Origin of the sequence: Vibrio sp. Vb1018, from assembly GCF_033338775.1 — a bacterium.
Lineage (GTDB): Bacteria > Pseudomonadota > Gammaproteobacteria > Enterobacterales > Vibrionaceae > Vibrio > Vibrio alginolyticus.
Genome location: NZ_JAWOTI010000017.1, coordinates 12222 through 32133, shown reverse-complemented (window position 1 = coordinate 32133; position 19912 = coordinate 12222). Strand labels below are relative to the sequence as shown.

Here is a 19912-nt window from a genome sequence, read left to right as displayed (position 1 = left end):
CCTGCAAGAAAAAACACACAATACTAGTCAATTCAAACAAACATCATACGGCTCAAAATCAATAAACCTGCATAAATACAGATAAAAAACGTTCATGTTGCGTAAATGTTAAACTAAAAATGCATAATTAAACGAAAAAATTGGGTCACAACGCCGACTTTTTCATTGCATTCTGAAGTGACAAAATTGTAGGATACTTACACAACCCCGTTATTTTTGTGACTTTTATTACAAAGCACACTGCGGGATTTGTCGGTGTTATCCCACTCCTACCTATATAAATCACTAGATAGTGATAATAAATAAAGGGATACCACCAAGGATTGTTTTTCTCGCAAAACTTTTCCTGCGAGATACGGAAAGGAATCAAGACCGGTCAACCTAGATCGGTGGCGATAATAAATATAAAGGACAAGACGTAATCAATAGTCTAGGTAGTATTTGCTGCCCGGTACTTTTGCGTCGACATTGAACTGGAAGGATGTATCTATGGTAGATAGAGAGCAAAATCCACAGGGTCTGTACACTCCAGAACTGGAGCATGACGCTTGTGGTATCGGTTTTGTTGCTCACCTTAAAAACCGTAAATCTCATGAAGTAGTGACTCAAGCATTGGATATGCTGGCTCGCATGGAACACCGTGGTGGTCAAGGTTGTGACCCATGCAGCGGTGACGGTGCGGGTATCTTGCTACAAAAACCTCATGAATTCCTATTAGAAGAAGCCGTTAAGCTAGGCATTAAACTGCCTTCGTTTGAAAAGTATGGTGTTGGTGTCGTTCTTTTCCCGAAAGACGAATACAAACGCGAGCAATGCCGTGACATTCTAGAACGTAATGCACAGCGTCTAGATCTTGAAGTTATCGGCTACCGCGTTTTACCAACCGATAACTCAATGATCGGTGCAGACCCACTAAGCACAGAGCCTCAGTTTGAGCATGTGTTTATCTCTGGTGGCCCTGGCATCACACCTGAAGAACTAGAACGCAAACTGTACGTTCTTCGTAACTACACTGTACGTGTTTGCCTAGAAAGCGTTTCGAACATTGGTGACGACTTCTACATTAACTCCATGTCTTACAAGACATTGGTATACAAAGGTCAGTTAACGACCGAGCAAGTACCTCAGTACTTCCTTGATCTGCAAAACCCGACCATGGTGACTGCACTAGCACTGGTACACTCTCGTTTCTCTACCAACACCTTCCCGAAATGGCGTCTTGCACAACCTTTCCGTTACATTGCCCACAACGGTGAAATCAATACAGTTCGCGGTAACTTGAACTGGATGAAAGCACGTGAAGCAATTCTAGAATCAGACCTGTTTACTCAGGCTGAAATCGACATGCTTCTTCCAATCTGTCAGGAAGGCAGCTCGGATTCATCTAACTTCGATATGGCACTTGAGCTCCTAGTTCTTTCTGGTCGCAGCCTGCCACACGCATTGATGATGATGATCCCGGAAGCATGGCAAGAAAACAAAAACATGGATCCTAAACGTCGCGCGTTCTATCAGTACCACGCGAACATCATGGAACCATGGGATGGTCCTGCTTCAGTATGTTTTACTGATGGTGTTCAAGTTGGTGCGACACTAGACCGTAACGGTTTGCGCCCTTCTCGCTACACAGTGACCAAAGATAACTTCCTAGTGATGGCATCTGAATCTGGTGTTGTGGATATTGAACCAGAGAACGTAGAGTTCCGTGGTCGTCTACAACCGGGTCGTATCTTCGTTGCAGACCTAGAGCAAGGTCGCATCATCTCCGATGAAGAAGTGAAAGACACCATCGCAACGGCACAGCCTTACGAGAAATGGGTAGAAGAAAACCTACTGAGCTTGAAGAAGCTGCCAGATGCGAGCAACCAGTTCAGCCAACCTAAGCCAGAACACCTTCTACACCGCCAACAAGCGTTTGGCGTAAGCACTGAAGAAGTGAACGAAATCATCGTTCCAATGGCGAATGACGCGAAAGAGCCATTATCAGCAATGGGTGCCGACTGGCCTCTTGCGGTTCTATCTCATCAGTCTCAACATCTTTCTAACTACTTCAAGCAGCTGTTCGCACAGGTAACCAACCCACCGATCGACCCGATCCGTGAGCGTATGGTTATGTCGCTGAACACTTACTTGGGTAAAGACCAAAACCTTCTGACTGAAACACCACTTCACTGTCAGAAAGTCGAATTAGAATCGCCGGTTCTGGCGAACTCAGAGCTTGAAAAACTGCGTGCGATCGATAACGAGCACCTACAAGCGAAAACGTTGGATATCGTATTCCAAGCTAGTGAAGATCAAGGCAAACTTGAGCGTGCATTAAAACGTATCTGCCAATACGCAGAAGACGCGGTTATCGATGGTTACTCAATCATCCTACTCACTGACCGCGCAGTGAATTCAAACCACGCGGCGATTCCAGCAATGCTGGCAGTTGGCGCAGTGCACCACCACTTGATCCGTAAAGGTCTACGTGCGAAGTGTGACATCGTGGTTGAAACTGGTGACGCGCGTGAAACGCACCACTTTGCAACGCTACTTGGTTACGGTGCGAATGCGGTTAACCCTTACCTAGTGATTGAAACCATCATTGAACTTCAACGTACGAAGAAGTTGGATCCAGAAGCGAACCCTCGTGATCTGTTCAACAACTACCGTAAAGCGATCAATGGCGGTCTTCTGAAGATCTTCTCGAAGATGGGTATCTCAACGCTACAGTCGTACCATGGTGCGCAAATCTTCGAAGCCTTGGGCATCCATAAATCCGTGGTAGACAAATACTTCACAGGTACAGTTTCTCGTATCCAAGGTCTAACCCTTGATGATATCGCCAAAGAAGTGCTGATCCGTCACCGCATCGGTTACCCACAACGCGAAATCCCAATTCAAATGCTGGATGTTGGTGGTGTTTACCAATGGAAACAGCGTGGTGAGAAGCACCTATTCAACCCAGAAACCATTTCTCTACTGCAAGAGTCTACGCGCAACAAGAACTACGATCAGTTCAAGCAGTACGCGACAGCCGTAGATAAACAAGGTGACAACGCAGTAACTCTGCGTAGCCAGCTAGAATTCATTAAGAACCCAGCAGGTTCTATCTCTATCGACGAAGTCGAACCAATTGAAAGCATCGTGAAACGCTTCGCGACGGGCGCTATGTCATTCGGTTCTATTTCTTACGAAGCACACTCCACACTAGCTGTTGCGATGAACCGTCTTGGCGCGAAATCGAACTCTGGTGAAGGTGGTGAAGACCCAATGCGTTTCGAGCGCAAAGAGAACGGCGATTGGGAACGCTCTGCAATCAAGCAGGTGGCTTCAGGTCGTTTCGGCGTAACCTCTTACTACCTAACTAACGCTGAAGAGCTGCAAATCAAAATGGCTCAAGGTGCGAAGCCAGGTGAAGGTGGTCAGCTACCAGGCGATAAAGTAGATGACTGGATCGGTGCAACGCGTCACTCGACTCCGGGCGTTGGCCTTATCTCGCCACCACCACACCACGATATCTACTCAATCGAAGATTTGGCTCAGCTTATCTACGACTTGAAGAACGCGAACCGCGCAGGCCGTGTAAACGTGAAGCTGGTATCAGAAGCAGGCGTAGGTACGATCGCTTCTGGTGTAGCGAAAGCGAAAGCGGACGTTGTACTAATCGCAGGTTTCGACGGCGGTACAGGTGCATCACCAATGTCTTCAATTCGTCATACCGGTCTTCCTTGGGAACTTGGCTTGGCAGAAACGCACCAAACGCTACTGAAGAACGGTCTACGTAACCGTATCGTGGTTCAAGCAGATGGTCAGATGAAGACACCTCGCGACCTTGCAGTGGCAACACTACTTGGTGCAGAAGAATGGGGCGTAGCAACCGCAGCATTAGTGGTTGAAGGTTGTATCATGATGCGTAAGTGTCATAAGAACACTTGTCCTGTTGGTATCGCGACTCAAAACAAGACGCTTCGTGAGCGCTTTGATGGTCGCGTAGAAGACGTCGTTACCTTCTTCCAATACATGGCACAAGGTCTGCGTGAAATCATGGCTGAACTTGGCTTCCGCACTATCGATGAGATGGTCGGTCAAGGTCAGAAACTGAAGATTCGCCAAGACGTTTCTCACTGGAAATACAAGAACCTAGATCTGTCTCCTGTTCTTCACGTTGAGCAACCACGTGAAGCTGATGGTGTATTCAACCAAGCTCAGCAGAACCACAACCTAGAAGAAGTACTAGACCGTAAGCTGATTCAAGCAGCGATTCCTGCACTCGAGAAAGGCGAAGCGGTAAATGCCGAGTTCCCTATCGTCAACACGGACCGCTCTGCAGGTACCATGTTGTCGAACGAAATCTCGAAAGTGTACAAAGATGCAGGTCTACCTCAGCCAATGAACGTGAAGTTCAAAGGTTCTGCAGGTCAGTCATTCGGCGCATTCCTAGCTAAGGGCGTGAAGTTCGAAGTGGAAGGCGACGCGAACGACTACTGGGGTAAAGGCTTATCCGGCGGTACTTTAGTACTTTATCCAGATGCGAAATCAAGCATTGTCGCGGAAGACAACATCGTGGTTGGTAACGTGTGCTTCTACGGTGCAACTTCGGGTGAGTCTTTCATTCGTGGTATGGCTGGTGAACGTTTCTGTGTTCGTAACTCAGGCGCGAAAGTAGTAGTAGAAGGCGTCGGTGACCACGGTTGTGAATACATGACTGGCGGTGCAGCCATCATCCTTGGGTCAACAGGTCGTAACTTTGCCGCAGGTATGAGTGGTGGCGTGGCTTACGTATGGGATAAATCAGGTGACTTTGAGTCAAAACTGAACCCAGAGTTAGTAGACCTAGATCCAATCGAGCAAGAAGACAGAGATCTATTACTCGACATGCTAACTAAGCATGTTCAATTCACAGGAAGTGAAGTCGCTCAGTCTTTCCTAGACAACTTTGAAGCAAGCCTAGCCTCTATGGTTAAGGTAATGCCGCGTGACTACAAAGCGGTTCTTCAAAAGCGTAAAGCTGAAGCACAGTCTCAAGGAAACGAAACTCAAGTGGAGGCCGTATAATGGGTAAGCCTACTGGATTTTTAGAGCATGGTCGTGAACTACCACAGAAGATCGACCCAGCTGAACGCATCAAGAACAACAAAGAGTTCGTTCTGAACGAGGAGTTTGGTGACAAGATCAATACTCAGGCTTCTCGTTGTATGGATTGTGGTGTGCCGTTTTGTCATAACGGCTGCCCTATCGGTAACATCATCCCAGAGTTTAACGATGCGGTTTATCGTGATAGCTGGGAAGAAGCTTGGAACATTCTAAGCTCAACCAATAACTTCCCAGAGTTCACTGGTCGTGTTTGCCCTGCTCCGTGTGAAAGTGCTTGTGTACTTGGCATCAACCAAGATCCAATCACTATCTGTAATATCGAGAAAACCATCGTAGAAACGGCGTATCGTGAAGGGTACGCCAAACCAAAAACACCACGCTCTCGCACTGGCAAAACCGTTGCGATCATTGGTTCAGGTCCTGCTGGCCTTGCGGCAGCAGAGCAGCTAAACAGCGCTGGTCATACTGTGACGGTATTCGAGCGAGACGAGAAAGTGGGCGGTCTGCTACGTTTTGGTATCCCAGACTTTAAACTGAGCATGGAAGTCATTGATCGCAAGATCAATCTAATGGCAGAAGCTGGCATTGAGTTTAAAGTAAACCAACACGTCGGTGTTGATGTAAATGCTCAACAATTGCGTCAAGAGTTCGATGTGGTTCTACTAACCGGTGGCTCAACGGTTCCACGTGATTTGCCCGTTCCGGGTCGTGAACTAAAAGGCGTTCACTTCGCGATGGAATTCCTAGGTCAAAATAACCGCCGTGCCAACGACATGGATCTTAAGGGTGAAGAACTTCACGCCGCGGGTAAACACGTTGTCGTTATCGGTGGTGGTGATACGGGTTCTGACTGTGTAGGTACATCAAACCGCCACGGTGCAGCAAGCATCACTCAGGTTGAAATCATGCCGATTCCACCAGAGAAACGTCCTGCCAATATGCCATGGCCACAGTACCCGATGATCCTACGTACTTCGACGTCTCATGAAGAAGGCGTTGATCGTCACTGGAATATCCTAACCAAAGAGTTCATCGGCAATGACAAAGGTGAAGTTACCGGTCTTCGTTTAGCTGATATCGTTTGGCAAGATGCGAAACCAGGCGAGCGTCCAAGCTTCAAAGAAGTAGAAGGCAGCGAGCGTGTGATTCCATGTGATATGGCATTTCTAGCGATGGGATTCCTACACCCTGAACCAACAGGCGTACTTGCTCAACTGGATATCGCGCTAGATGATCGTGGTAACGTAGCAACTCAAGGTTTTGCTACAAACCAAGAAGGTGTATTTGCTGCTGGTGATATGCGAACAGGCCAATCTTTGGTGGTTCGTTGTATCAACGAAGGCCGTGAATGTGCCCGTGCTATCGATGATTACTTAATGGGTGGCACAAACCTAGAAGCAAAAGCAGATTCACTGATGCTTTCTGCTTAACGAAGCAGTCATGCTTCTCTCTTTCAATTGCCTAATAGCCATCAGCAATATCGATGGCTATCGGTGAAGAAAGAAAACAATTCCTTCCAATCTTTCTATTTTGACCAGCATTTTATGCTGGTCTTTTTTATCTCCCACAGAATCAAATGTTACTTTTTTGTAACAATCAATTTTCTATCTATTTGAAATTATTAAACTATTTTAGCTTATTAAATGGTAAATCGCATATTCACGTGATGATCCACTAATAACTTGACCTTTTTTACAATAAGCTATAGCTTGTGAAGTTGATGAAAATAAAACACTCAAAAAATGTTAAATATTTCACAACTTTTACTGAATAATTATACATAAAGCTATAAAGATGACGCATAGTTAGTCATCGATATCAACGTAAGCAGTGTTGATATATCTGTCGGGATGACGGATAAGCAAAGGGAGAATTGCAATGGCTCTTTATGATCCAAGTCTTGAGAAAGACAACTGTGGATTTGGCTTGATCGCGCATATGGAAGGCGAACAAAGCCACAAGCTGGTACGTACAGCAATTTCTGCACTTGACCGCATGACTCACCGTGGTGGTATCGCCGCCGATGGTAAAACTGGTGATGGTTGTGGTCTTCTATTACAAAAGCCCGATTCCTATTTACGTCTTATTGCCGAAGAAAATGGTTTCAACCTTGGCAAGCAATACGCCGTAGGGATGATTTTCTTCAACCAAGATCCAGTCAAAGCTCAACTCGCTAAAGACATCGTCAACAAAGAACTGGCTCAAGAGACGCTAACTGTGGCTGGTTGGCGTGAAGTACCAACTAATTCAGAAGTACTCGGTCCAATTGCGGCCAACTCGCTTCCAAATATTCAGCAAGTCTTTATCTCTGCACCGGCAGGTTGGCGCGAGCGTGACATTGAACGTCGTCTCTACATCGCACGCCGTCGCATCGAGAAACAAATCACCGAAGATCCGGATTTCTACATCTGTAGCTTGTCGACTCAAGTTTTGGTGTACAAAGGCCTATGCATGCCTGCGGACTTACCGCGCTTTTATCTTGATCTTGCCGATCTACGTATGGAATCTGCTATCTGTCTGTTCCACCAGCGTTTTTCTACCAACACTCAACCGCGTTGGCCATTAGCTCAACCGTTCCGCTACCTTGCTCATAATGGTGAGATCAATACCATTGAAGGTAACCGACAATGGGCACGCGCTCGTGCTTATAAGTTCTCGTCACCACTGCTGCCTGACCTACAAACTGCAGCACCGTTTGTGAACGAGACAGGCTCAGACTCGTCTAGCTTAGATAATATGCTAGATCTCTTTTTAGCTGGCGGTATGGATATCTTCCGTGCCATGCGTATGCTCGTACCGCCAGCATGGCAAAACCACCCGGATATGGATCCGGATTTGCGTGCGTTTTACGATTTCAACTCCAAACACATGGAACCATGGGATGGCCCAGCAGGTATCGTACTGTCCGATGGTCGTTATGCTGCTTGTAACCTAGATCGAAACGGTCTACGTCCTGCGCGTTATGTAATTACCAAAGACAAGCTGATCACTCTGGCATCTGAGGTAGGGATTTGGAATTACGCCCCAGATGAAGTTGCCAAAAAAGGTCGTGTAGGTCCGGGGGAATTGCTCGTCATCGACACTCGTAAAGGTAAGCTTTGGCAGTCTAGCGAGATCGATAATGACCTGAAATCTCGTCACCCTTATCGCGAATGGATGGAGAACAACGTTCGCAAACTAACACCGTTCTCTAAGCTGCCTGAAGATCAAGTAGGTGAGCGCAGCTTTGATGAAGACTTGCTTAAGACTTATCAAAAGCAGTTTGCCATGAGCAATGAAGAAGTCGATCAAGTATTGCGTGTCCTCGGTGATATGGGGCAAGAAGCCGTCGGTTCGATGGGTGATGACACCCCGATGGCGGTTCTTTCTTCGAAAGAGCGCTTGGTGACTGATTACTTCCGTCAGAAGTTCGCGCAGGTCACCAACCCACCAATCGATCCGCTGCGTGAGAAACACGTCATGTCGCTAGCGACCAGCATCGGCCAGGAGATGAACGTCTTCTGTGAAACCGATGGCCACGCGCATCGTGTAACCTTTGATTCTCCAGTACTGCTCTATTCAGACATGCAGCAACTACTAGAGCTGAGTGACGATCATTACCGTAATACCATTCTCGATATCAACTACGACCCACAACAAAAAGATCTTAAACAAGCCATTAATGATCTGTGTGAGCAAGCAGAGCAAGTCGTTCGTGAAGGCACGGTTTTAGTGGTGCTTTCGGACAGAGCCTTGGTCAAAGGTAAGTTGCCAATTCCGGCAGCAATGGCAGTCGGCGCCGTTCAAACTCGTCTGATTGACGCGAACTTACGTTGCGATGCCAACATTGTTGTCGAAACCGCAACAGCCCGTGATCCACACCAATTTGCCGTCTTGCTTGGTTTTGGTGCCACTGCGGTTTACCCATACCTTGCTTATGAAGCGTTAGGTAAACTGATTGATGATAAAGCGCTAGAGAAAGACTACCGCGATGTGATGCAAAACTACCAATACGGCATCAACAAAGGCCTGTACAAGATCATGTCGAAAATGGGGATCTCAACCATCGCCTCTTACCGCTGCTCACAACTATTTGAAGCAGTTGGCTTGAGCCAAAATGTGGTCGATCTGTGTTTTAAAGGCGTCACAACTCGAATTGAAGGCGCGAATTTTGAAGACTTCCAGCAAGATCTTACAAACTTATCTCGTAAAGCATGGGCGAAACGCAAATCGATTGATCATGGCGGCTTGTTAAAGTACGTCCATGGAGGTGAGTATCATGCTTACAACCCGGATGTTGTCGGCACGCTGCAACAGGCCGTTAAATCTGGCGAAAGTAACGACTATCAGAGCTTTGCTAAGCAGGTAAATCAACGCCCTGTAGCCATGCTGCGTGACTTAATGTCGCTGAGAAAATCAGACTCACCGCTGCCACTTGAGCAAATAGAACCACGCACTGAACTGTTCAAACGCTTTGACTCTGCGGCAATGTCCATTGGCGCACTTAGCCCAGAAGCGCATGAAGCACTTGCAACGGCGATGAACCGTCTTGGTGGTTACTCTAACTCGGGTGAAGGCGGTGAAGATCCTCGCCGTTTCGGTACTGAGCGTAACTCACGTATCAAACAGATTGCTTCTGGCCGATTTGGTGTAACGCCGCATTACCTGACTAATGCGGATGTACTGCAAATCAAGGTGGCACAAGGTGCGAAACCGGGTGAAGGTGGACAGCTACCAGGACACAAAGTCACCGCTGAAATCGCAAAACTGCGTTATTCGGTACAAGGTGTGACTCTGATCTCCCCTCCTCCGCACCACGATATCTATTCGATTGAAGATTTGGCCCAGCTGATCTTCGACCTAAAACAAGTCAACCCGAATGCGCTGGTTTCGGTAAAACTCGTCTCCGAGCCAGGTGTCGGCACCATCGCAACGGGTGTAGCCAAGGCTTACGCTGATCTTATTACCATTTCGGGTTACGACGGTGGTACTGCAGCAAGCCCATTAACTTCGGTAAAATACGCTGGTAGCCCTTGGGAGTTGGGGTTGGCAGAGACACAACAAGCTCTGGTTGCTAATGGTCTGCGTCATAAGATCCGCTTACAGGTAGACGGTGGTCTAAAGACTGGTTTAGACGTAGTTAAAGCCGCAATTTTAGGTGCAGAAAGCTTCGGTTTTGGTACTGCGCCAATGGTCGCTATGGGTTGTAAGTTCCTACGAATTTGTCACCTCAACAACTGTGCAACTGGGGTTGCGACTCAAGACGAGACACTGCGTAAAGAATACTTCAAAGGTCTACCAGAAATGGTGATGAATTACTTCATCGGCTTGGCAGACGAAGTGCGCGGATTACTCGCCGAACTTGGCGTTGAAAAGCTGACGGACTTGATTGGTCGTACCGATTTACTTGAGGCAGTAGAGGGATTTACAGCGAAACAGACCAAGCTGGATCTATCCAATATTCTAGAAGCTCCAGTATCACCTGAGGGTCATCCGCTATTTTGGACAGAGCCAAACAAACCGTTTGATAAAGCTGAGCTCAACCAAAAGATCGTTGATGATGCCATGCATGCGGTCGAAAGCAGTCAATCGGCAAGTTTCTTCTACAATGTCATCAACACTGATCGTTCTGTTGGTGCACGCTTATCTGGCGAAATAGCAAAACGCTATGGCAACCAAGGATTGGCGGCTTCCCCTATCAAAATCTATCTTGACGGCACCGCAGGTCAGTCCTTTGGTGTTTGGAACGCAGGTGGTGTAGAGCTTTACCTCACGGGCGATGCGAACGACTACGTGGGCAAAGGCATGGCGGGTGGTAAAGTGGTTATCAAACCTCACCTTGGTACCGCATTTAAATGCAATGAAGCAACTATCATTGGTAACACCTGCCTGTACGGCGCGACTGGCGGCAAGCTGTTTGCGGCGGGTAAAGCAGGTGAACGTTTCGGCGTACGAAACTCAGGTACGATAGCCGTCATTGAAGGTGCTGGCGATAACGCTTGTGAGTACATGACTGGCGGTATTGTTGCCATTCTTGGTGCGACAGGTGTGAACTTTGGCGCGGGTATGACTGGAGGCTTTGCCTATGTTCTGGATGAGAACCAAAGCTTTGAAGGTCGAGTTAATACTGAGTCTGTCGAAGCCATCTCATTGTCCGATCTTTACATCCACCAAGAACATTTGCGTGGCCTAATTGCGGAACACCTTGAAGAAACAGGGTCGAGTCATGCAGAAAATATTTTGGCGAACTTTGATGAATGGATTCCAAAGTTCTATTTGGTGAAACCACAAGCGGCAGATCTTCGCACGCTACTTGGTCACCAGAGCCGCAGTGCCGCAGAGCTGCGTGTTCAAGCACAGTAATCATGGAGGATGTTTGAATCATGAGCCAGAACGTTTATCAATTTATCGATGTGCAGCGTGTAGATCCTGCGAAAAAGCCTATAAAAGTTCGTAAGATCGAGTTCGTTGAAATCTATGAACCGTTCACTAAACAACAGGCGACTGCACAAGCGGATCGCTGCTTAGATTGTGGCAACCCATATTGTGAATGGAAATGCCCAGTCCACAACTACATCCCTCAATGGTTAAAACTTGCCAATGAAGGTCGTATTCTTGAAGCGGTTGAACTATCGCATCAAACCAATAGCCTACCGGAAGTATGTGGGCGCGTTTGCCCTCAAGACCGCCTATGTGAAGGTTCATGCACGCTTAATGATGACTTTGGTGCCGTCACCATCGGTAACATAGAAAAGTACATTACCGACAAAGCGTTTGAAATGGGCTGGAAGCCAGATATGTCCAAGGTGGAGTGGACCGATAAAAAGGTTGCAATCATTGGAGCTGGCCCAGCTGGCTTGGCTGCCGCAGATATCCTAGTGCGCAATGGCGTTAAGCCAGTCGTGTTTGACCGCTACCCTGAAATTGGAGGCCTTCTGACCTTCGGTATTCCTTCCTTCAAGCTTGAAAAAGGCGTGATGGAAAACCGCCGCCGTGTGTTCACTGAAATGGGCGTCGAGTTCCGCATGAACATGGAAGTAGGCAAAGATGTCCAAATGCAAGAGCTGCTTGATGAATACGATGCTGTTTTCTTGGGCGTTGGCACCTATAAATACATGCGTGCAGGTCTAGATAATGAAGATGCGCCGGGTGTGTATGACGCGCTGCCATTTTTAGTTTCGAACACCTACAAAGTCATGGGTCTTGAGAGTAACCAACCCTTTATCGATATGGCAGGAAAGAAAGTCGTCGTACTGGGTGGTGGTGATACCGCAATGGACTGCGTTCGTACCTCAATTCGCCAAGGTGCCTCCAACGTAGTTTGTGCTTATCGTCGTGATGAGGCCAACATGCCAGGCTCTCGTCGCGAGGTAAAAAACGCAAAGGAAGAAGGCGTGAAGTTCATGTTCAACCTTCAGCCTTTGGGAGTGGAAGTGGATGCGTCAGGCAAAGTCTCGGGGGTCAAAGTGGTGAAAACCGCACTTGGTGAACCTGATGAAGCGGGTCGCCGACGTCCAGAGCCCGTTGAAGGCAGCGAGCACGTTCTACCAGCAGACGTTGTTATCATGGCGTTTGGTTTCCAGCCGCACAAAATGGACTGGTTAGCACCGTTTGATGTCGATTTGGATCAATGGGGTCGTATCAAAGCCCCAGCGAAGCAAGAGTTCCAGTTCCAGACCAGCAACGAAAAGATCTTCGCGGGTGGCGATGCGGTACGAGGTTCTGATCTTGTCGTAACCGCAATTGATGAAGGACGAAAAGCGGCAGAAGGCATTCTCGATTACCTCGAAGTTTAATCTCAGCTAACCTCACAAAAAGGGTCCTGTTATTGGATCCTTTTTCTTTTGTATCCATATAATTAGAAACAAAATTATAAGAGTAAATATAATGAAAAAAGCCGCTCTCCTTTCCATTACTTTGCTCGGCTTAACCGCTTGTAGCCAAGGAGTCACAACCATGACGGATCGTTCTCAATCACCTTGTGGTGACAAACCAAACTGCGTCTCCACCCAAGACACGCGAGAAAAATACAACCTAACGCCATTTATCTTAGTTGATTCAGCAAACATCGACGCTATTGAGCAAGTTGCGCTTGAACTGCCAGGCGCGAAAACCGCGGTGAAAGAAAGCAACTACCTTCGTATCGAGTGCACATCTAAAATCATGCGCTTCGTGGATGACCTCGAACTAAAAATAGCAGGAGACCAACTGATTGTGCGCTCGGAATCTCGTGTGGGCTACTCTGACTTTGGCGTAAACAGAAAGCGCGCCGATCAATTACGAGAAAAGCTCACTCAAGCTAAGCTCATCAAATAGAAAACTGCCAACGGGGAGTGCTATACTCTCGGCCAACTAAAATATTTACTTAAAGAGAGTGTTATGAAAGTTGGTATCATCGGTGCGATGGAACAAGAAGTGACCATCCTGAAGCAAGCAATTACAAACTGCAAAACTGTAAATAAAGCAGGTTGTACGTTTTTCTCTGGTCAAATTAACGATGTCGAAGTCGTCGTACTACAATCGGGCATCGGTAAAGTTGCAGCGGCAGTGGGCACGACAATCCTTCTTGATGAATACCAACCAGACGTTGTGATTAACACAGGCTCTGCTGGCGGTTTCGATTCAAGCTTAAACCTTGGCGATGTAGTTATCTCTACAGAAGTTCGTCATCACGATGCAGACGTAACCGCTTTTGGTTATGAAATTGGCCAAATGGCCGGTCAACCAGCTGCATTCAAAGCGGATGACAAGCTAATGGACTTAGCAGAAAAAGCCCTAGCACAAATGGAAAACACTCATGCGGTTCGCGGCCTAATTTGTACTGGCGATGCGTTTGTTTGTACTGCTGAGCGTCAAGAGTTTATTCGTAAACACTTTCCGTCTGTTATCGCTGTAGAAATGGAAGCATCTGCTATCGCTCAAACTTGTCACCAATTCAACACACCGTTTGTTGTTGTGCGTGCAATCTCTGATGTCGCTGATAAAGAATCACCAATGAGCTTTGATGAGTTTCTACCTCTAGCAGCAAAAAGCTCTTCCGAAATGGTATTCAAAATGCTGGAACTCATTAAGTAAACGACTCATTCATGGAAGAAGTTTTTCAGTCATTTTATGCCAACGGTGCGCTCCTTATAATGTGGGGCGCACTGCTCTTGCACCTTCTAGTGCCAATCCCCCATTCAGCGCACCCCATCACTTTATGGCGAAAGCTAGCAGAACAGCTAGCCAACAAAGTGAACAATAATCACAATTACTCACAGAGTGTAATCTCAGGCAGTCTTGCACTAGGCTTGATGCTGTTTCCTTGTTTGATATTACTGATTGCAGTAAAGCCATTTGTTTGGCAAATCCCTTTATATGAACTGGTTCTATTGATCCTTGCGCTAGACTGGCGCAACAGCGAAACGTTAACGAAACAGCTCGTCACAAGTATCTCTTCGGAAGACAAAGCCCAATGTCGAGCATTACTGCAACCATATCTTAATCGCGATACTGGTAGCCTCTCGCTCGTTGGCATAGGTAAAGCTGGCTCAGAAACCCTGATTATGGCATACAGCCGCAACGTGATCGGTGTGCTATTTTGGTACGCACTAACAGGTGGTATTGGTGCGTTAATGTATCGACTCACAACAGAATTAGCGCGAGTGTGGTCCCCTAGCCGACGCCAATATTTGCCCTTTGGTAAACCTGTGGTTCAACTGGTTGCTACTCTGGATATTATTCCACTTCGTCTCTTTGCCATACTTTTAGCTGCCGGAAAGAATACAAGTAATGTGCTCTCTGGAATACAACAGCAAGCGAAGTCTTGGCCCTTACCAGGACCTAGTTGGGTGTTATGTACTATCGGACACAAACTACAACTGTCTTTATGCGGCCCTGCTATCTATCAAGGTGTGCGTGCAGAGCGCGCAAAAATCGGTGGGCGCATTGCGCCATCGGCTATTCACCTTTCACAAATACATACGCTGCTCGTTTGGCGCGTCCTGGCTTGGATCGCAATCCAAAGTTTGCTTTTAGGAATAATTTATCAAGGATTATGATGAATAAATTATGCTTCGCATTAACGCTGTTTGTTTCGACAGCGACCGTCGCTCAACCCGCTCAACGCATTATAAGTTTAGCTCCACATGCCACCGAAATTGCCTTTGCTGCAGGGCTAGGAGACCAGCTTGTTGCTGTCAGCGAAATGAGCGATTATCCAGAACAGGCAAAGCAGCTAGAAAGAGTCTCAAATTATCAAGGAATTAAATTAGAGCGCATTATTGCTCTTCAACCGGACTTAGTGATTGCTTGGCCAGCCGGAAACCCCGCTAAAGAGTTGGAGAAAATTAAACAGTTCGGTATTCCTATCTATTACTCCACTACAGGTTCATTAGAAGATATCGCCAATAATATCGAGCAACTCAGCCAATACAGCGAAACTCCACAAGTAGGAAAAAAGGCCGCTGAAGATTTTAGAACGCAGCTGAGTACACTAAAAGAACAGTACAACACGAACGAGAAAGTTCGTTACTTTTATCAGTTGAGTGAAAAGCCTATCATCACTGTCGCTGGAAAGAACTGGCCAAGTGAAGTCTTTACTTTTTGCGGTGGTGAGAACATTTTCGCCGCATCCAGCGCGCCTTATCCTCAAGTTAGCATCGAACAAGTCATTACTCGCCAGCCAGAGGTTATTTTTACTTCTCGTCACGCAATGAGTAACGATGGTATGTGGGCTGAGTGGAGTAATGAGCTTCTTGCCCTTAAAAACAAACACATCTGGTCCCTAAACTCTGATTGGATTAACCGTCCGACACCACGCACATTGAACGCGATCAAGGAAGTGTGTGAGCACTTTAAAAGCGTTCGTCAAAAACGCTAACGATTTCGTGGCAAATACCGTACAATTTCCGCCCATTTTTTCTCACACTATTTAAAGGTACTAAGTAACATGGACTCCATGCTGCTTTATATGATCGATTTGTTCGGTACCGCTGTTTTCGCCATCTCTGGCGTATTACTGGCGGGCCGTTTAAAAATGGATCCATTCGGCGTTATCGTGCTCGGCAGTGTGACTGCTATAGGTGGCGGAACAATCCGAGACATGGCGCTTGGTGCCACTCCCGTATTTTGGATAACAGATACGACTTACTTATGGGTGATATTTGTTACGTGTCTACTAACCATGCTTGTTATTCGAAGACCCAAGCGACTCTCATGGTGGGTATTACCCGTTTGTGATGCCATCGGTCTCGCTGTATTTGTGGGAATAGGAGTAGAAAAGGCACTCGCCTACAATGCTTCTGGGATGGTCGCGGTGATAATGGGGGTTATTACTGGCTGTGGCGGTGGCATTATACGAGACGTGTTGGCTCGCGAAGTTCCTATGGTATTAAGAAGTGAAGTCTATGCTACGGCATGTATTATTGGCGGCATCTTCCATACGATGGCGGTAAACATGGGTTATGACCACTCAACGGCTTTACTCGCTGGTGTAATCTCAACGCTCATTATACGTCTCGGTGCGATTCGTTGGCATCTATCCCTGCCAACTTTCGCCATTAACCGTTAAACACCAACAACATCACTCATCATGGAGTCGACCAAGTGTCGGCTCCTCTCATTTATGCTCATTTGATTCGCCAATTCTTGGGCAATTCGCTAAATTATCTCAACCATTCCTAACTTTCATTAATCATTATGTTGCTTGAAGGTATTGAAACGTTACTTATCCTCAGTAAAGAAAAAACCATGAGCCGCACGGGCAGTCAACTCTATATTAGTCAGTCTGCCGTGAGTAAACGTATTTCAAATCTAGAGAAGAAGTTAGGAAAAAAATTGATAGAGCCAAATGGTCGGCACATAAAGCTGACCTCCGATGGCCTTGCCCTCATAAACACAATAGAACCCACGTTCAATGAGTTAAGAGGAAAAATCTACGATCAACAACAAATAGAAGACACTTCTTTAATCAAAATGGACTGCTCTGAAACCTTAGTGGCGGGATACCTCAGCATGATCATGGCAGAACACTTTGCCCATGATCAGTACATACGAATATCGACCAATCATACGCCACGCATTATTGAGAATGTGAAATCAGGTAAAGCGACACTGGGATTCTGTGCTGGTTATTTACCGCCTCACCATGGATTAATGAGCCTTCACCTCGCCGATGAACCTTTCTCAATTGTCAGTCGACATTCACTTTCACAACTACCTAAAGCTATTTTGACCAATGACCTAACTAACCCTGCCAACACATATCAACAAGCTATTTTATCCAAACACGGAATCGAACCTTTGATGGAAATGGATTCGTATACTGCGGCAGCACAACTGGCTTTGGGAGGTATGGCTCCCGCTTTAATCCCTACATCTATCCTAACGATACTTAATATCACACCTAAGTTCTGCTATGACTTTGAAGAGCTAGATCAGTTAGTTCGACCAATACATATCTGCTTACGTCACAGCACATATCGTAGCGAGCGAGTTAAAGCACTGACAGAATCCATTGCTGATGTTGTTGCCAAAGAAGTTTCGTTGCCATAAGCATCGACATCACTATAACTAGAGGACGAATCCATTTTTGCCCTTTACTTACCACGACCTTCGCCCCTAACTGAGCACCAAGAAAACCGCCAACAGCCATAGTTAAGCCAAGCTTCCACACTGGCAACCCAGCTAAGATAAAAAAGAGTAGTGCCGCAATGTTTGACGTGAAATTGAGGATTTTGGTTCTAGCTGTGGCTTCGACCAAAGAAAAGTGACCTAGTGCAACAAAACAAACAGTAAAAATAGATCCAGTCCCAGGGCCAAAAAAGCCATCATAGAAACCGATCCCGCCACCAATGCATAGCGCAAACATCGCTTCAGATAACTTTGGTTCTCCATCGATTTTTCGCGTACTTGGCGCGAGTAAAAAATAGAGGGAAATGGCTATCAAAAGAACAGGGATCAAACTGGTGAGTACGCTAGCATCAATAAACTGCACAGCCTCGGCACCGATTGCAGCGCCTATAAAAGTGCAGAGTATCGCAAAACGCATTTCCTTTAAGCTAACAATACCGTTACGCACGAAATACCAGCTAGCAGAGAAACTGCCAAACGAACTTTGTAACTTATTGGTCGCTAGAGCTTGAGTCGGACTCAACCCCGCAGCCAAAAGCGCAGGGAGCGTAATGAGCCCTCCCCCACCAGCCATCGCATCAATAAAGCCTGCGGCAGTCGCAACCAAAAATAAGGCCAACAAAATTTCAACCGTGATTTCCACTACACTTCCTTTTTGAAGAGGTATCAAAGAGGAAGAAACGGTAGCACTTATTCACAAAACTACCAATGGAAAGTCAAGACACCAATCTATTCCTAATTTTCATCAGTTAATAAATCTAGAGAATGATACATTAAAAATATCAATTACATCCAAATATAGAGCCTCACCTCAAGAGCCTCTTAATATTTTGATAGAAAAAGAAAATGCTGTCTTAATAGGAAATATTTAATCTGATAAAAAACGAAAATAATGGAAGCCTTACTGACTCGACCATCAATAAAAGAACAGCAATTACGCTTAAAAATCGAACAGATAGTGAATATTAATCAGCTATTCAGCGTTATTGACGCTAAACCAGAGACTAGCGGTGCGGGTGTAATTTATATTGATAACAAATTCACCGTTGTACGCTTAAGAGACTTTAAATCCACATGCCATATCAATCCTACCTTTATCATTCTACGAGAACCGATAAAATTACAATCATCTCAAGAATTTGCAAAAAAAATAAAACAGGAAGAGTCAAAATCAAGATTCAATCAAGAGCTTCTATCAGCGAGCATTAGCTGTATTGGTGCAGCGATTGGCTGGATTGGGGTAGTTGGTTCGGGGCTAACAATACCAGTAAGTGGTCCTGTGGGCGTAACTATGTCCTATATCTCACACGCCGCTACTGTTGCTGCCACAGCTCAATGTGCTATTGGAGTAGCAAGAACCCGTATGGTATCTAAATCACCAGACAAATTATCGGATATAGACAGTAATGAGTGGTATCAAAATACAACTAAAGCTTTAGATTACATCTCCTTAGCTGGAGCGGGCGCTAGTGGATATCAAACGATAAAAATGGTTCAATCTCTTAAGCAAACCACTAAGAAAGGCGTTCCCGAGATTCTAAAAGGCTTAAACAGACAAGAAAGAACAAGATTAACTAAAGAAATCATCCGTAAAAACCTTCCGAGCATTTCGAATAAAGCTCGTAAACAGCTAATGTTGTCAGGAGAAATTCCTAAGAGGTATTCACAAGCAACAATATCCGCATCCATTTCTCATCAGCTTCTAGATGCAATTGGAGGCTCAATTAGCATAGTAGGAAGCGGTTATTCGGGAGAGTTAAGAAATCTTGCTATTGGAATCTATGAGGAATTGAAAGTTGAATACTAAATCAATTAGCATAGCAAACATCTCACTAAGTATATGTTTATACTTGGCATTGACTATTGGTCTGGCTATTAGCTTAAGCATTTGGAATGACTGGTTTTCTTTCACTCAACACATTGCTCTAGATACTTACCTCCTTACATTGGGAGCTATTACGGTTGTTGTTGTATGCATTCCAAACATTCTGACAATAAGCAAAGGATTAAGTGTTGCTGCAAAAATAAACTTACTTACTATCTCTTTTATCATTCTCACTTGCAGCATTAATTTTGTTGTAGCAAATGGTAGTACTATTTCTTCATCTTTGGGTACATTGCTTGCCATCATTAGCTTAATGATCTTCAAAAGCGAAGCATACCAATCGTTCCTAGCACACTTTAATGCTCTTCATTTTAGAAAAACCTCGATATAAAAAAGCCCGCTCAAATGAGCGGGCAA

General features: G+C 45.9%; 13 protein-coding genes. 12 read left to right on the top strand and 1 reads right to left on the bottom strand.

What is annotated here, in order from left to right; translation table 11 throughout:
* Positions 1-489: 489 nt before the first annotated feature.
* The 10 genes from gltB (R7Z10_RS16945) to R7Z10_RS16900 all read left to right on the top strand — a co-directional run bounded on the left by gltB (R7Z10_RS16945) (position 490) and on the right by R7Z10_RS16900 (position 17592).
* Positions 490-5040: a glutamate synthase large subunit gene (gltB, locus tag R7Z10_RS16945; RefSeq protein WP_047102029.1), complete on the top strand. Its 4551-nt coding sequence runs from the start codon at positions 490-492 to the stop codon at positions 5038-5040.
* Positions 5040-6509, top strand: a complete 1470-nt coding sequence (locus R7Z10_RS16940) for a glutamate synthase subunit beta (protein WP_042521841.1) — start codon at positions 5040-5042, stop codon at positions 6507-6509. Before gltB (R7Z10_RS16945) ends, R7Z10_RS16940 begins: the two co-directional genes overlap by 1 nt.
* 448 nt (positions 6510-6957) lie before the next feature.
* Positions 6958-11421: a glutamate synthase large subunit gene (gene gltB / locus R7Z10_RS16935; protein WP_318100751.1), complete on the top strand. Its 4464-nt coding sequence runs from the start codon at positions 6958-6960 to the stop codon at positions 11419-11421.
* Positions 11422-11441: 20 nt separating this feature from the next.
* Positions 11442-12854, top strand: a complete 1413-nt coding sequence (locus R7Z10_RS16930) for an FAD-dependent oxidoreductase (RefSeq protein ID WP_053304346.1) — start codon at positions 11442-11444, stop codon at positions 12852-12854.
* Between the two features lie 91 nt (positions 12855-12945).
* Positions 12946-13374: a DUF1499 domain-containing protein gene (locus tag R7Z10_RS16925; RefSeq protein WP_025768418.1), complete on the top strand. Its 429-nt coding sequence runs from the start codon at positions 12946-12948 to the stop codon at positions 13372-13374.
* A 63-nt stretch (positions 13375-13437) separates the two neighbouring features.
* A complete protein-coding gene (mtnN, locus tag R7Z10_RS16920; protein ID WP_005381837.1) occupies positions 13438-14133 on the top strand; it encodes a 5'-methylthioadenosine/S-adenosylhomocysteine nucleosidase in 696 nt (231 codons plus the stop codon).
* Positions 14134-14144: 11 nt separating this feature from the next.
* On the top strand, positions 14145-15098 hold the full coding sequence (locus R7Z10_RS16915) for a cobalamin biosynthesis family protein (protein ID WP_318105353.1): 954 nt from the start codon (positions 14145-14147) through the stop codon (positions 15096-15098).
* Positions 15098-15919: a vitamin B12 ABC transporter substrate-binding protein BtuF gene (btuF, locus tag R7Z10_RS16910; protein WP_025768416.1), complete on the top strand. Its 822-nt coding sequence runs from the start codon at positions 15098-15100 to the stop codon at positions 15917-15919. Before R7Z10_RS16915 ends, btuF begins: the two co-directional genes overlap by 1 nt.
* Positions 15920-15988: 69 nt before the next feature.
* Positions 15989-16609: a TRIC cation channel family protein gene (locus R7Z10_RS16905; protein WP_005387377.1), complete on the top strand. Its 621-nt coding sequence runs from the start codon at positions 15989-15991 to the stop codon at positions 16607-16609.
* Positions 16610-16737: 128 nt separating this feature from the next.
* Complete coding sequence (locus R7Z10_RS16900) at positions 16738-17592, top strand: LysR family transcriptional regulator (protein WP_213885735.1); 855 nt, start codon at positions 16738-16740, stop codon at positions 17590-17592.
* On the opposite strand, the gene R7Z10_RS16895 is transcribed toward R7Z10_RS16900, so the two are convergent.
* Positions 17534-18313 carry a TSUP family transporter gene (locus R7Z10_RS16895; protein WP_017821480.1) on the bottom strand — a complete coding sequence of 260 codons (780 nt, stop codon included), beginning with the start codon at positions 18311-18313 and terminating at the stop codon, positions 17534-17536. The genes R7Z10_RS16900 and R7Z10_RS16895 overlap by 59 nt on opposite strands.
* Positions 18314-18562: 249 nt before the next feature.
* Between R7Z10_RS16895 and R7Z10_RS16890 the strand changes: the two genes are divergently transcribed.
* The gene (locus R7Z10_RS16890; protein WP_025768414.1) at positions 18563-19477 is read left to right on the top strand and encodes a hypothetical protein; all 915 of its coding nucleotides are present in this window, start codon (positions 18563-18565) and stop codon (positions 19475-19477) included.
* On the top strand, positions 19467-19886 hold the full coding sequence (locus tag R7Z10_RS16885) for a hypothetical protein (protein ID WP_155396149.1): 420 nt from the start codon (positions 19467-19469) through the stop codon (positions 19884-19886). Before R7Z10_RS16890 ends, R7Z10_RS16885 begins: the two co-directional genes overlap by 11 nt.
* Positions 19887-19912: the final 26 nt, after the last annotated feature.

Bases quoted from the DNA above. Each gene is read 5' to 3' on its own strand.
- gltB (WP_047102029.1), top strand. From the start codon at position 490: ATGGTAGATAGAGAGCAAAATCCACAGGGTCTGTACACTCCAGAACTG.
- R7Z10_RS16940 (WP_042521841.1), top strand. From the start codon at position 5,040: ATGGGTAAGCCTACTGGATTTTTAGAGCATGGTCGTGAACTACCACAG.
- gltB (WP_318100751.1), top strand. From the start codon at position 6,958: ATGGCTCTTTATGATCCAAGTCTTGAGAAAGACAACTGTGGATTTGGC.
- R7Z10_RS16930 (WP_053304346.1), top strand. From the start codon at position 11,442: ATGAGCCAGAACGTTTATCAATTTATCGATGTGCAGCGTGTAGATCCT.
- R7Z10_RS16925 (WP_025768418.1), top strand. From the start codon at position 12,946: ATGAAAAAAGCCGCTCTCCTTTCCATTACTTTGCTCGGCTTAACCGCT.
- mtnN (WP_005381837.1), top strand. From the start codon at position 13,438: ATGAAAGTTGGTATCATCGGTGCGATGGAACAAGAAGTGACCATCCTG.
- R7Z10_RS16915 (WP_318105353.1), top strand. From the start codon at position 14,145: ATGGAAGAAGTTTTTCAGTCATTTTATGCCAACGGTGCGCTCCTTATA.
- btuF (WP_025768416.1), top strand. From the start codon at position 15,098: ATGAATAAATTATGCTTCGCATTAACGCTGTTTGTTTCGACAGCGACC.
- R7Z10_RS16905 (WP_005387377.1), top strand. From the start codon at position 15,989: ATGGACTCCATGCTGCTTTATATGATCGATTTGTTCGGTACCGCTGTT.
- R7Z10_RS16900 (WP_213885735.1), top strand. From the start codon at position 16,738: ATGTTGCTTGAAGGTATTGAAACGTTACTTATCCTCAGTAAAGAAAAA.
- R7Z10_RS16890 (WP_025768414.1), top strand. From the start codon at position 18,563: ATGGAAGCCTTACTGACTCGACCATCAATAAAAGAACAGCAATTACGC.